9 protein-coding genes are annotated in these 13356 nt (G+C 70.8%); 4 read left to right on the top strand and 5 right to left on the bottom strand.

Going from position 1 to position 13356, the window contains the following annotated elements:
• Positions 1 to 21: 21 nt before the first annotated feature.
• The gene (locus AC2DFQ_RS13470) at positions 22 to 1032 is read right to left on the bottom strand and encodes an aldose 1-epimerase family protein (RefSeq protein ID WP_484534246.1); all 1011 of its coding nucleotides are present in this window, start codon (positions 1030 to 1032) and stop codon (positions 22 to 24) included.
• A gap of 332 nt (positions 1033 to 1364) precedes the next feature.
• Between AC2DFQ_RS13470 and AC2DFQ_RS13465 the strand changes: the two genes are divergently transcribed.
• The 3 genes from AC2DFQ_RS13465 to AC2DFQ_RS13455 are packed head-to-tail and all read left to right on the top strand — an operon-like array spanning position 1365 to position 4420.
• The gene (locus AC2DFQ_RS13465; RefSeq protein ID WP_484507863.1) at positions 1365 to 2204 is read left to right on the top strand and encodes a class I fructose-bisphosphate aldolase; all 840 of its coding nucleotides are present in this window, start codon (positions 1365 to 1367) and stop codon (positions 2202 to 2204) included.
• Positions 2201 to 3358, top strand: a complete 1158-nt coding sequence (locus tag AC2DFQ_RS13460; RefSeq protein WP_484534245.1) for a Gfo/Idh/MocA family protein — start codon at positions 2201 to 2203, stop codon at positions 3356 to 3358. The genes AC2DFQ_RS13465 and AC2DFQ_RS13460 overlap by 4 nt, the downstream gene beginning before the upstream one ends.
• A 60-nt stretch (positions 3359 to 3418) precedes the next feature.
• Complete coding sequence (locus tag AC2DFQ_RS13455) at positions 3419 to 4420, top strand: LacI family DNA-binding transcriptional regulator (RefSeq protein WP_484534244.1); 1002 nt, start codon at positions 3419 to 3421, stop codon at positions 4418 to 4420.
• Positions 4421 to 4568: 148 nt separating this feature from the next.
• Here the strand turns inward: AC2DFQ_RS13455 and AC2DFQ_RS13450 are convergent, their stop codons facing one another.
• The 3 genes from AC2DFQ_RS13450 to AC2DFQ_RS13440 are packed head-to-tail and all read right to left on the bottom strand — an operon-like array spanning position 4569 to position 8252.
• Positions 4569 to 5414, bottom strand: coding sequence for a transglutaminase family protein (locus AC2DFQ_RS13450; protein WP_484507860.1), 846 nt, complete (start codon positions 5412 to 5414; stop codon positions 4569 to 4571).
• Between the two features lie 55 nt (positions 5415 to 5469).
• On the bottom strand, positions 5470 to 6402 hold the full coding sequence (locus tag AC2DFQ_RS13445) for an alpha-E domain-containing protein (protein WP_484507859.1): 933 nt from the start codon (positions 6400 to 6402) through the stop codon (positions 5470 to 5472).
• The gene (locus AC2DFQ_RS13440) at positions 6396 to 8252 is read right to left on the bottom strand and encodes a circularly permuted type 2 ATP-grasp protein (protein WP_484507858.1); all 1857 of its coding nucleotides are present in this window, start codon (positions 8250 to 8252) and stop codon (positions 6396 to 6398) included. The genes AC2DFQ_RS13445 and AC2DFQ_RS13440 overlap by 7 nt, the downstream gene beginning before the upstream one ends.
• A 246-nt stretch (positions 8253 to 8498) precedes the next feature.
• Between AC2DFQ_RS13440 and AC2DFQ_RS13435 the strand changes: the two genes are divergently transcribed.
• A complete protein-coding gene (locus AC2DFQ_RS13435; RefSeq protein WP_484534243.1) occupies positions 8499 to 12197 on the top strand; it encodes a S8 family serine peptidase in 3699 nt (1232 codons plus the stop codon).
• Positions 12198 to 12232: 35 nt separating this feature from the next.
• On the opposite strand, the gene AC2DFQ_RS13430 is transcribed toward AC2DFQ_RS13435, so the two are convergent.
• Complete coding sequence (locus AC2DFQ_RS13430; RefSeq protein ID WP_484534242.1) at positions 12233 to 13321, bottom strand: hypothetical protein; 1089 nt, start codon at positions 13319 to 13321, stop codon at positions 12233 to 12235.
• Positions 13322 to 13356 lie beyond the last annotated feature (35 nt).

Below are 13356 nucleotides of genomic sequence, written 5' to 3'. Positions count from 1 at the left end.
CCGTCGCGGCGGGCACCGCCGCTACCCCAACGAGCCGGTCGCCTCGATCTCCACGCCCAGCGTCAGGGACGCCCCCGGGGCGAGCGGACGCAGCAGCCCCTCTTCCCGGGCGGCGGTCCGCCCGAGGATGGTGGGAACCAACGCCGGCTCGATGCCGAGGACGACCATCCCCGGCTCGGCCACGCGCCATTGGAACATCCCCGGCAGCTGGGCGGTGTCGAACCGCACCGCGACGCTGAGCCCCCTCGGGTTCGTGACCTCGACGGCGACGGAGCGGCCGGCGGGAAGGTGGTGCGCGAAGACCTGCTCCGGGTACGGATGCTGCGGGGCCGGGAACGTGTCCCACGTGGCGGCGCCGGCCGCGGCATCCGCGTCCCGGGGCTCCACCGCGGTCGCGGGGCTGTGCACCCGGGTGCCCTCATCGATCAGCGGCCAGCCGAAGTTGAGGTGGTAGAGCACCATGGGCTCGACCGGATCGGGACCGCGGTTGGTCAGGATGTCGGCCACCCGGATACTCCGGCGGTGGAGCGGCACGGTGATGCGGCGGCGGAGCTCGAGGTGCTCGCCGAATACCGCGGCCTCCCGCACCACGCCCTCCACGACCACCTCCTCCTCGGTCGCCTCCGCCCGCACGACCGTGGCCGGCAGCGTCGTGTAGCGCCCGTGCATCGGATGATCCGTGCCCCCGTCGCTCGAGGCCGGCCCGACATTCAGCAGACCACAGGTGGTGAGCAGGCCCCCACCGAAGGCGCGTGCCCACCCCTGCCCGTCGGCGTCGTACGCGTTCACCCGGGGGAAACCGGTCGGTGAGATCCACGCCAGCGGGACTCCGCCCACCCGGACCTGGCCGATGTCGAGGCCGCGGTCAGGGAGCAGGTCGACGTCGACGTCTCCGGCGACGAGGCGGATGCGGCGCGTCCCGGCCGCGGGACCGTCGGTGATCAGCGACGACTCCACCGAGGCCGTCTGGGCGAGTGACCCCCGGCGCTCGCGCGCCCGGTCGATCGGCATCCCGAAGAGTTCCGCCGCCATGTTTTCCTCCTCCGTCGATGCGTCACGGTAGCAGCGGGCACGCCGCGCCACGCGCGACCCTGCACTCCCCACCGCCCCGCCGCCCCGCGGCCGGCCCGCGCGGCCCGGGCGCCGCCGCCCCGCCGAACCGTACTCAGTCTGCGCGGCCGGCGCCGTCCCCGACATCCGCGTGAATACGCCGCGCGCGCATCCGGGACTATTCATCGAGACTGAGTTCGGTCCGGGTCGCGCCCGGTACGGCTCGGTTGACAACGTTGTCTCAGCCTGCTCATACTGTGAGGGCCGCCGCATCGGTGCGGCTCCCGCATCCAGCTCTCGGAGAACGACCTCCCATGACGAAGCACCGGCTCAACCGCCTCTTCCACCCGCGATCCGGGCGCGCCCTCGACGTCGCCGTCGACCACGGCGCGTTCCACGAACACGCGTTCCTCTCCGGCATCGAAGACATGCGCGCGACGGTCGCCACCCTCGTCGACGCGGGCCCCGACGCGATCCAGCTGACACTCGGCCAGGCGCCGCTCCTGCAGTCCGTGCCAGGGAAGCACAAGCCCGGGCTGGTGCTGCGCACCGACATCGCGAACGTCTACAACAGCCCGTTGGAGTCGCCGCTGCACAGCATCCACGTGCCCGACGCGATCGAGGTCGCGGTGCGCCTGGACGCCGTCGCAGTGTGCGTGAACCTTCTCGACCTTCCCGGGCACCCCGAGGTGCGCGAGCAGTGCATCCGCTCGATCCTCGCCCTCCGCACCGATGCGGAGCGGTACGGGATGCCGCTCATGATCGAGCCGCTGGTGATGCAGACCAACTCCGACAAGGGGGGCTACACCGTCGACGGCGACACGCGCAAGATCGTCACCCTCGTGCGCCAGGCCCGCGAGCTCGGCGCCGACCTGATCAAGGCCGACCCGACCGACGACATCGACGACTACCACCTCGTCGTGCAGGCCGCCGCCGACACCCCCGTGCTCGTGCGCGGCGGCGGACGGGTGGATGACCGCACACTCCTCGAGCGCACCCAAGCGGTTCTCGCCCAGGGCGCGCGCGGCATCGTCTACGGCCGCAACGTCATCCAGCATCCGCATCCCGCGGGCATCACCGCGGCGCTCATGGCCGTGGTGCACGACGACGTCTCCGTGGACGAGGCGCTCGCGCTGATCGGGGCAGAGCGATGACCGCGGAGCGGCGCGTGAACGTCGGCATCATCGGCGGCGGCCTCATGGGCCGCGAGATCGCGGCGGCACTGCGACGGTGGCCCGCACTCCTGGACCATCCCGCCGATCCGCAGCTGGTGGCGATCTGCGACATCAACCCCGCCGCGATGGAGTGGTTCGACGCCATCGACACCGTGCGTCTGAAGACGACGGACTACCGCGAGCTTCTCGCCGATCCCGACATCGACGTCGTGTACATCGCCGTGCGGCACGACCTGCACGAGCAGCTCTACGTCGACACCATCCGCTCGGGCAAGGCGCTGCTCGCCGAGAAGCCGTTCGGGATCGACGGGGCGGCAGCGGATGCGGTACTCCGCGCGATCGACGAAACCCCGGGGTCGTTCGTCCGCGTCTCGAGCGAGATGCCGTTCTTCCCGGGAGCGCAGGCGGCCGTCGACTACGTCCGCAGCGGCGCACTCGGCCGCGTCATCGAGGCGAAATGCACCTTCCTGCACTCCAGCGACCTCGACACCGCCAAGCCGCTCAACTGGAAGCGGCAGAAGCAGTTCTGCGGCGAGGCCGGCGTCATGAACGACCTGGGGATGCACACGTGGCACGTGCCGCTGCGCCTGGGCTGGGCACCCGACCGGGTCGTCGGCATCCTGCAGGACATCGTCACCGAGCGTCCGGGACCCGACGGCACCCTGCTCCCCTGCGACACCTGGGACAACGCGGTCATCCACAGCTGGACCACCCACGAGGGTGCTCCCTTCGTGCTGTCCACCGAGACCAAGCGCATCGCGCCGGGCGAGAAGAACACGTGGGAGTTCGAAGCGATCGGCATGGACGGCGGGGTGCGGTTCAGCACGAAGAACCCGAAGTCGGTCGAGGTGTTCGCCGTCATCGACGTCCCCGGCGGTGGCCGTGAGCAGAGCTGGCAGCGCATCGACGCCGGCAGCCAGTCGGTGTGGCCGACGGTCACCGGCGCGAACTTTGAATCGGGATTCAGCGATGCCATCCTGCAGATGTGGGCGGCCTTCCTCGCCGAGTACACCGGCGACCTCGGCGACCGGTTCGGGACGGTGCGCCCCGACGAGGCGGCGCTGACCCACCACATCTTCGCCGCGGCGATCGCCTCCTCCGAGCAGGGCGCGCTCGTGCCGGTCATCCGCTGATCCGCGCCGCGGGCGTGGCGGATCCCTAGGATCGATCCGGAACGTCGCAGGAAGGACTGGATGCGCAAGAGCGGTCGACCCACGATGGTGGACGTGGCAGCCGACGCCGGGGTGAGCCTGAAGACCGTCTCCCGCGTGATCAACGGCCAGCCCAACGTCGACGCCGCGCTGATCGAGCGGGTCAACGCATCCATCGCCCACCTCGGCTTCCACCGCAATGCCCTCGCGGCGAGCCTGCGCTCGGGAAGCCGCGACACGATCGGCTTCCTCGCCGCCGACCTGTCCAACACCTTCTACACGACCATCGCCGCGGCGGTGTCGACGATCGCGGTGTCGCGGCGGATGCAGGTGATCATGGCCTCGAGCGAAGAGGATGCCGCGGCCGAACGTACGCTCGCTCTCGACCTGTGCCAGCGCCGCGTCGGCGGGCTCCTCCTCGTTCCCGCCGGCCACGACCAGTCATACCTGGCGGGCGAAGTGGCCGCCGGAACGCCCGTGGTGTTCCTCGACCGCCCGGGCGCGGGCCTGGCCGGAGACGCCGTGCTCATCGACAATCGCGGGGGCGCGCGGGATGCTGTCGCCGAGCTGCTGAACGATGGGCACGAGCGGATCGCCGTGCTGCTGGACTCGCCGTCCATCTTCACGATGGCCGAGCGGAGGGAGGGCGCCCTCGACGCTTTCGCGCGGGCCGGCCGGACGCCCGACCCGGCGCTGGTCGTCACGGGCCTGCACACCCCGGCTGCCGCGCGCGACGCCATGGAGCGCCTCCTCGGCTCCGATCGACCCCCCACGGCCGTCTTCTGCGGCAACAACCGCTCGACCATCGGCGCCCTCGAGGCGATCCTCCCCCGCGATGCGGATGTCGCGATCAGCGGGTTCGACGACTTCGAACTGGCGGAGGTGCTGCCCCGCCGCATCCGCATCGTCGACTACGACGCGGAGCACCTCGGACGGGCCGCGGCCGAGATGCTCTTCGCCCGCATCGACGGCTCCGCCGACTCCGAGCCCTCCCGCTTCCTCCTGCCCACCCGCCTCGTCACGCGCGGCGGCTACGCCCGCTGACCCGCCCGCGCCCGCGCCTGCGCCGCGCCGCGCCGCCCATGCGCGAGAAACGACGAACGGGTTGAGACGCCCCGCGGCGCGGGCTTTCTCGTCCGGGATGTCGTTTCTCGCGAAGGAGCGGGAGGAGCGGGAGGGGCGTGCGGGGGCGTTACGCCTCGCGGGTGATCGTCACCTTCACGCGCAGCTGCGACTTGAACGGGCCGGCGTAGACGCCGCGCAGCGGGGGGACGTCGTTGTAGTCGCGGCCCCGGCCCACCAGCACGTGCCGGTCGCCGATCTCGATGTTGTTGGTCGGATCGAAGCCCTGCCAGTCGCCGGCGAACCATTCGATCCACGCGTGGGACTCCCCGGTCACGGCGACGCCCACCTCGGCGCTGGGGCGCGGATGCAGGTAGCCCGACACATAACGGGCGGGGATGCCGACCTCCCGCAGCGCCCCGAGGGTGATGTGCGCGATGTCCTGACACACGCCCTTGCGCGCCTCCCACGCTTCCGACGCCGTCGAGTGGACGCCGGTGATGCCGTGCATGTACTCCACCGCATCCCCGATCGCCTCGGCGATCGCGTGTGCCGCGCGCCCGGGATGATCGTGCTGCGCCGCGATCGTGCGGGCGATGTCGGCGACCTCGGGGTGGGCCCGCGTGCGCGGGGACTGCACGAGCTGCTCGACCGTGCCCATCGATCGCGCCGCCTCCGTGGCGAGCCCGTCCCATGTGAGGTCGAGATGCTGGATGGGGCGGGGCCGCACCTCGACGAGCGAGCGGGCCGTGATCGCCAGTGACGCGTGCGGGGAGAGCACGTCGAACGCGCTGACGCGCGTGCCGAAGTAGTCCACGTACGTGTTCACCGTCGTGGACGGCTCGATCTCCAGCGCGGAGCTGAGGACGAACTGGCTGTCGGTCGAACCGGGCAGCATCCGGGCCTCGTTGTACGACGCCGAGACATCGCCCTGGTACGAGAAGCCCGTCGAGTGTTCGATGCGGAGTCGCTTCATGCCTGCCACCTGCGCGTACGGGGGTGGACCCCCGCTGGGTGAGAGTGTCGAACCATCACGAGATCTCTCCGATCCAGCTGGGCTCGGCCTGGGCCGGGAAGAACCGCGAGCGGATGGCTTCGGATGCTTCGCGCGTGACCTTCTGCACACGCTGCATGTGCAGCGGCAGCTCACCGAGGATGTCGCTGATCGGCCGGTACTCGAGGTCGTTGCGGATCTGTCCGAGCGCCCGCAGCACCGTGTTGGAGTGACCGACACGATCGGCCCGCGGGTCGATGGCGCTCATGCACTCCTCGGCACGCTGGATCGAGTAGATGATCGAGCGGGGGAAGAGGCGGTCCAGCAGCAGGAACTCCGCCGCATTACGGGCGCTGGGCATGCCGCGGTACGTCCGCAGGTACGCCTCGTACGCGCCGCACGAGCGCAGGATAGTCGTCCACGACGGGCCCGACGCTTGCGTGAGCGAGCGGGTGGCCAGGAGCCGCGCGGTCATGTCGGCGCGCTCGATGCTGCGCCCCAGCGTGAAGAACTGCCACGCCTCATCCCGGCTCGTCGACGAGTCGACGATGCCCACCGCGAGCGCAGAGCGTTCGCGCACCCACCCGAAGAACTCGTGCACCTTGTCGGTCTGCAGGCGCCGCGGCATCCGCGAGTTCGTCGTGTTCAGCGTCTCCCACAGCTCACTGGACACGATCTCGCGGGCACGGCGGGCGTTCTCGCGCGCGGCGGTCAGGGCATACGCGATGCTCGCCGGGTTCATGCGATCCACGGCCAGGCGCTGCAGCACCTCGCCGCGCCGCACCTTGTCGTCGCCTTCGGGGACGACCGACCCCATGACGCTCAGCAGCGAACGGCACGCGGTGTCTTCGTCGATCCAAGGATCTTCGAGCAGCAGCTGCAGGTGGATGTCGAGGATGCGTGCCGTGCCGTCGCTGCGCTCGATGTAGCGCCCGATCCAGAACAAGCTTTCCGCAATGCGGCTCAGCATGAGCCGTCCTCCCTGGTCCCTCGCCCGCGTGTCTCACCTTCCGCAGACCGTGTCTCAGCATCTGCAGAATGGGGCACTGATTCCTGCAGAATGTGAGACACGGTGCGGGCGGGGCGGGCGGGGCGGGCGGCGGGAACTTGACGGGCCTGCTGCTGTTGCTCGTGCTGTGGACCGTGCTCGGATGCGGCCGGCTCGGCCTGTTGCTGCTGCTCCTGCTGCTCCGTGCGGCTGCGGGGGCGGTCGTGCGGCGAGTGCGTCACCTCGGGCTGCCCGTCGTAGACGATCGGGATCGAGGCGGTGATCGTCGCCGCCTGATCGGCCACGAGTCCGGCGAGGCCGATGCCCTGGCCGTACTCGACGTGGGTGGGAGCCGACCCGCCGACGATCCACGTGTCCTTGGATCCGCCGCCCTGGCTGGAGTTGACGACGAGCTGCCCCTCGGGAAGCGCCACGCGCGTGAGCCCGCCGGGAAGCACCCAGACGTCGTCGCCGTCGTTCACGGCGAAGGGGCGCAGATCGGCGTGACGCGGCCGCATCCCGTCTTCCACCAGCGTGGGGATGGTGGACAGCATCACCACCGGCTGAGCGATCCACCCGCGCGGGTCGGCGATCAGGCGCTGCCGGAGCTGTTCCAGCTCCGACGGGGAGGCGTCGGGACCGACGACCAGGCCCTTGCCGCCCGACCCGTCGACGGGTTTGACGACGAGTTCGTCGAGTCGGTCGAGCACCTCTTCCAGCGAACCCGGGTCTTCCAGGCGCCACGTGTCGACGTTGCGGAGGATCGGCTCTTCCGCGAGGTAGTAGCGGATGAGCTCGGGCACGTAGGTGTAGAGGAGCTTGTCATCGGCCACGCCGTTGCCCACGGCGTTGGCGATGGTCACATTGCCCAGACGGGCGGCGAGCATCAATCCCGGGGCACCGAGCATCGAGTCGGCACGGAACTGGAGCGGGTCGAGGAATTCGTCGTCGACCCGGCGGTAGATGACGTCGACGCGCTTGGGTCCGCGCGTCGTGCGCATGAACACCTTGCCCCCCACGCACAGCAGGTCGCGTCCCTCGACCAGTTCCACGCCCATGAGCCGGGCGAGGAGCGTGTGCTCGAAGTATGCGGAGTTGTACACCCCGGGGGTGAGCACGACCACGTTCGGGTCGTCGATCCCGCCCGGGGCGGAGGCGCGGAGCGCGGCGAGAAGCTTGTTCGGGTAGTCGCCGACCGGGCGGACGCGCAGGGAGGTGAACAGCTCGGGCAGGGTCTGCGCCATGACGCGGCGGTTCGAGATGACGTAGCTGACGCCGCTGGGCACGCGCACGTTGTCTTCGAGCACGCGCATCTCGCCGTGCTCGTCGCGGATGAGGTCGATTCCGGCGACCTGGATGCGGACGCCGTTGGCGCTGCGGATGCCGGCCGCGTGGCGGTAGAAGTATTGCGACGACGCGATCAGCTGCGCGGGGACGACGCCGTCGCGCACGCAGTGCTGGCTGCCGTAAGCGTCGTCGAGGAACGCCTCGAGCGCGCGGACGCGCTGCTTGACCCCCGACTCGATCCGCGACCACTCGTCGTAGTCGATGATCCGCGGTACCGCGTCGAGCGGGAAGGGTCGCTCCTCCCCGGCGAAGTCGAAGGTCACACCCTGCGCAAGGTAGGAACTGGCGAGCGACTCGGTGCGTCCGCGCAGCTCGTCCTGCGTCATCTGGGCGAGTGCCCGATAGAGCTCGCGATACGCCTCGCGGGATTCCGTGTGCGCCCCAGGATGCGCCGGATCACCGAACATCTCGTCGAAGGGCGGGATGCCGGACGGGGTCTTGCGTGGGGCCAACGTGGCGCCGTAGCCGTCGAACAGGTCACCCATGTCATGAGCCTATCCGGGGCCGTGTTGCCGAAATGTTTCCGACCCAGGGGCTTGCGCGCCGCCCTCTCGCCGCCCAGGGTTCCCGACCGCTCGCCCCCTCGCGGACCCGGGGTCGACACCCCCTGCCGCAGTCCACTTCCCCCGCGGAGGTGGCGCACGTGCGTCACGGCGCATTTGCGGCACCCGCGGCGCACATCGACTGGCCACACTGAAGGCACCCCCTGGTCACCACACGTTCGGAGACGCATGTCCGCTCGTCCCATCCGCATCCCCTGGCGAGGCACTCTCGCTGCCGCCCTGTCGACCGCGCTCGTCCTGACGGGTGCGACCGCGTCCCTGGGCGCCGCATCCCCGCCTGCGCCGTCGCCCGATCTCGCCGCGTCGGCGGGCGCCGGCGAGAAAAGCGTGACGCTCGTCACCGGCGACGTCGTCACCGTCGGCGACGCGGCCGCGGGACGCAAGACCGTCTCGGTCGCCCCGGCCGAGGGGCGCGAAAGCGTGACCTTCCAGACGACCGAGGTCGACGGAAGGTTCCTCGTCATCCCCAGCGACACCGTTCCCTATCTGGCCGCGTCGCTCCTGGACCGGCGACTGTTCGACATCACCGGGCTCATCGAGGACGGCTACGCCGAGCGTGATGCGCTTCCCCTCATCGCGACCTACGCCGACCCCGAGGCCGTCCGCACCCAGTCCTTCCCGGAGGCGACGGCCACCCGCCCGCTCCCCTCGATCGACGGCACGGCCCTCGAGACGGGAACCGATTCCCTGGCCGAGCTCTGGCGCACCCTGACACCCGGCGAGACCGGAGTGGCCGACACATCCAGCAGCGTCTCCCTCGGCAACGGCATGTCGGGTCTGTGGCTGGACGGGATCGTGCGCCCGACGCTGGAGCAGAGCGTGGGCCAGATCGGCGCACCCGACGGCTGGGCGGCGGGCTACACCGGCGACGGCGTCAAGGTCGCGGTGTTGGACACGGGTGTGGATGCCACGCACCCCGATCTCGCCGACCGGGTGGCGGCGGCGGAGGACTTCTCCGAGAGCGCGACGGGAACCAGCGACCTCTTCGGCCACGGCACTCACGTGGCCTCGACGATCGCAGGAACGGGGGCGGGCAGCGAGGGCCGCGAGCGCGGCGTCGCCTACGATGCCGACCTCCTCATCGGGAAGGTGTTGGCCGACGACGGGTTCGGCCAGTTCTCCTGGGTGATCGCCGGCATGGAGTGGGCAGCGGCCGAAGGCGCCGACATCGTCAACATGAGTCTGGGTGGCGGACCGACGGACGGCACCGACCCGCTGAGCGTCGCGCTCGACCGCCTCGCGGCCGAGACCGGCACGCTGTTCGTCGTCGCTGCCGGGAACGAAGGCGGTGTCGAGACCGTCGGTGCCCCCGGTACCGCGGCCCGTGCACTCACAGTCGCCGCCGTGGACGCCGAGGGCGCGATGGCCGACTTCTCCAGCCGTGGACCGCGCTATGGAGACGGAGCCCTCAAGCCCGACATCTCGGCGCCGGGAGTGGACATCGTCGCCGCCCGAGCGGCGGGCACCGACATGGGCGACGCGGTGAACGACCTCTACACAGCGGCCTCCGGCACCTCGATGGCGACCCCGCACGTCGCCGGGGCAGCAGCGCTTCTGGCCCAGCAGCGGCCCGAACTGACCGGCGCCGAGCTGAAGGAACTGCTGATGAGCTCGGCCACCTCCGCTCCCGACGCGTCGGTGTGGGAGCAGGGCGCGGGCGAGGTCGACGTGACCCGCGCCATCGGCCAGCAGGTGCGCGCCAGCGGGTCGGTCGACTTCGCGCACGTGAGCGAGGATGCACCCGTCACCCGGACGATCAGCTACCGCAATGACTCGTCCGACGCCGTCCGGCTGGCCCTCGCACTGGACGTGCGCAACGCGGATGATCGCAGCGTGACGTCGGACGCGTTCACGGCGCCTGAGAGCGTCGATATCCCCGCCAAGGGGTCGGCGGACGTCACGGTGACCCTCGATTCGGGCCTCCTGCCCCACGCCAACTGGTCGGGCGCCCTGACGGCCACCTCGGCCGACGGCGAAGTCAGCGTGCAGACCGCCGTGGGCGCGATCCGCACCGGGCCCAAGCACCGCGTCACGGTCACCGCCGTCGGTTTCGAGGGTGAGCCGGTGACCGCTCCCGTCGACTTCTTCGGCGAGCGCCTGGGGACCGATGTGTTCGATTGGGTGGGCGAGAACGAGGGGCCACGGCAGATCTTCCTCGAGGAGGGCTCCTACCTCCTCAGCGGTCTCATCACCAACGGAGGCGGACAGCACCCGCGCACGGCGGCGATCGTCGATCCCAACGTGGAGGTCACCGGCGACATGTCGATCGTGCTCGACGCTCGGAAGACGCGTGAGGTGACCGTGCGCACCCCGCAGCTCGCCCAGCAGCAGACGGTGCACAGCTTCTACGCCTACCGGAAATTCGCGAGTGGTCGCGCCGTCAGCGCCGGAGTCCGCGAGTTCGGCGAGACCGGCGTGTGGGTCACCCCCACGAAGGAGGTCACCGACGGCGCGTTCGAATTCTCCTCACGTCGGCAGATGGTGCGCCCCTCCGCCGTCCTCGAGACCCGCGGTTTCGACGGGGTCCCCGTGATGAACCTGATCGCGACGTCTCCCCAGTGGGATCGTCCGCGGACGCTGGGGCTCGTGGCCCCGGGACCCGACTTCGCCGGCGTACGCGGGCGAATCGCCGTCATCGAGGCAACCGACGCCAGCGAGCAGGACGACCTGGTCGCCCGTGCGGCCGCGGCGGGTGCGGCAGCGGTCATCCTCGTCTTCCCCGAGGAATTCTCCATCCGCGACGTCTTCGACCCGAGTGCCGAACGAGATCCCATCCCGGGGATGGTGACGAACGCCCGCGACGGCGAGAAGCTCCTCGCGCTCGCTCGAAAGCGCGGCGCGACGGCGAAGCTCGAGGTCAGTCGGTCGAGCCCCTACCTCTACGACATCCAGCACTCCGTCTCGGGGAGCATCCCGGACGGGATCGAGATCGAGGTGACGAAGGCGAACACTCACCGCGTCCGCACCACCTACTCCGACACCGGCGGCTTCCCGTGGACGGATGAGCAGCGATTCAGCTGGCGGCCGTGGCAAGAGTATGCGCTGAACGACACGTCGCGGATCGTGGCGACACCCTCGACGCGGGAGGAGTGGGTCACGGCGGATGACTCGCTGTGGCAGCACAGAGTCCTCGCATCGCGCTTCGACCTCAACTGGGGGGCTCTGCAGGGCGGGGTGGCGGGGCTGCCCCGGACGTATGAACCCGGACACTCCGAGGAGACCTGGTACGGCACCGTGATGCGCTCAGCCGCCGTGGCGGGCGTGCCCTCCACGCGCACCGACGATGTGATGTCGCTGCGGATCCCGGAGTACGTGGATGCGGAGGGCCACTTCTCGATCGGCGAGACATCGAGCACGGCGGCGCGGCTCTTCCGCGACGACACCCTGGTCGCCGAGACGACCTCGGGCGTGGCAGACGTCGACGTGCCGGGCGGGGCGGGCCGTTACCGGCTCGAGCTCTCGGCACGGCGGGATACCCCCGAGTGGCGCTGGTCGCCCGCGGTCGATACGGCGTGGACCTTCCGCTCGGATCGCCCGGCGGGCGGGAAGACGGTGGAACTGTCGCTCATCCACGTCTCGTACGAGCCTCCGGTCGACGACACCGGAACAGCATCCCGGCGCTCGCACACGCTGCCGATCCGCATCACGGATGCAGCCGGCGCGACGGTCCGCGATGCGAAGGTGGAGGTGTGGCTCTCCTCCGACGCGGGTGCGACGTGGAAGCCCGCACGCGTGAGCGGCCGCAAGGGCGACGTGAAGGTCGAGGTGCCGCGCGGAGACGCGCCCGTGTCCGTCCGGGTCGTCGCGTCCGCCGGCAAGGATCGCCAGGTCGAGCAGACCGTCATCGGCGCCTACGGGCGAGGCTGACACCGGAGGCTTGACACCGGAGGGGCGGGCTCGGATCAGAGCCAGCCCCTCCGTGCCGCCTGATAGGCCAGCGCGGGCCGACTGTCTACACCGGCGAGAGCCATGAGGCGCATGAGGCGGCGCTGGACGGTGCGCCGGCTGATGTCGAGCAGGGTGCTGATCGACTTGTCCGGCATGCCGGCCACGAGAAGCGAGAGAAGAGCCTGATCCTCCTCCGTCACATCCGGAGACTCGGTGCGGTCGTCCTCCGCGGCACCGGCCAGGCGGAGCGGGGTCGCGCCCTCCCACACACTGTCGAAGAGGGCGAGGAGGGCGTCGAGGAGCTGCCCGGGACCGATCACCGCGGCCGTCGGCTCGGCCACCCCGCGGTCGGCGTCCGGAAGCAGAGGGCAGAGCGCGGTGGTGCGGTCAACGATCGCCAGCCGGACGGGGAGGGTAGGCACCACCCGGCTCTCCTCACCCCACCCCATCGCCTGGGCGACCCCGTCCATCTCGCCCGGCATCTCCAGCAGTGCCCGCTCGTACACGGCTCGATAGCGCACGCCGCGCTCCAGGGCCGCACGCTCCTCGCCGTTCTCGGTACCGGCCATCGCCAGCGGGTTGGCCCGGCAGAACCAGAGGATCTCCTGCCGCGCGGAGGACTGCAGCGCGCGCAGGGTCTCGCGCAGCGGCTGCGCGCCCGTGACCACCTCGACCACGAAGCGCGGGTCGCGGCGCCGGTTCGCAGTCCGGTAGGTCTCGCTCAGCGAGGCGACCAGAAGCCGCGACGCATCCAGCGCCTGCTGGTGACGAGCCAGCGGGGCGGCGAAGGCGACATCGGGTGATACGGCCTCGACCGTCCCGTCCGGCGACGCACCGTGGCTGACGAGCCCCCTGTCACGCAGCCGCTCGACCAACCGACGCGCATCGGGCAGCGGCACTCGCATCGCCTCGGCCACGCGCGCGGCGTCGGTCGCCCCCGACCCGAGGATCACCCGGTAGGCGGTCTCCTCGTCAGGGTCGAGCAGACCGCGGTCCGCCGGCCCGTCGCCGTCCCGCGCCTGCGACGCACGCTCCGCCGTGGTGCCCCACGCAGCCCCGCCCGAGGCCGGAGTCGCACCGTGGCCCGGGAACGGTTCACCCATGCAGCGAGAGTAACCGCCCGCATATTGCGGACATG

The sequence above is a fragment of the Microbacterium sp. Z11_20 genome (assembly GCF_057197605.1).
The sequence above is the reverse complement of the archived record's forward strand: the minus strand, read 5'-3'. Positions and strand labels throughout refer to the sequence as shown.

Excerpts from the sequence above, each read along its gene's own strand:
- AC2DFQ_RS13455 (WP_484534244.1), top strand. The coding sequence starts at position 3,419 with ATGCGCAAGAGCGGTCGACCCACGATGGTGGACGTGGCAGCCGACGCC.
- AC2DFQ_RS13430 (WP_484534242.1), bottom strand. The coding sequence starts at position 13,321 with ATGGGTGAACCGTTCCCGGGCCACGGTGCGACTCCGGCCTCGGGCGGG.
- AC2DFQ_RS13460 (WP_484534245.1), top strand. The coding sequence starts at position 2,201 with ATGACCGCGGAGCGGCGCGTGAACGTCGGCATCATCGGCGGCGGCCTC.
- AC2DFQ_RS13470 (WP_484534246.1), bottom strand. The coding sequence starts at position 1,032 with ATGGCGGCGGAACTCTTCGGGATGCCGATCGACCGGGCGCGCGAGCGC.
- AC2DFQ_RS13435 (WP_484534243.1), top strand. The coding sequence starts at position 8,499 with ATGTCCGCTCGTCCCATCCGCATCCCCTGGCGAGGCACTCTCGCTGCC.
- AC2DFQ_RS13450 (WP_484507860.1), bottom strand. The coding sequence starts at position 5,414 with ATGAAGCGACTCCGCATCGAACACTCGACGGGCTTCTCGTACCAGGGC.
- AC2DFQ_RS13440 (WP_484507858.1), bottom strand. The coding sequence starts at position 8,252 with ATGGGTGACCTGTTCGACGGCTACGGCGCCACGTTGGCCCCACGCAAG.
- AC2DFQ_RS13465 (WP_484507863.1), top strand. The coding sequence starts at position 1,365 with ATGACGAAGCACCGGCTCAACCGCCTCTTCCACCCGCGATCCGGGCGC.
- AC2DFQ_RS13445 (WP_484507859.1), bottom strand. The coding sequence starts at position 6,402 with ATGCTGAGCCGCATTGCGGAAAGCTTGTTCTGGATCGGGCGCTACATC.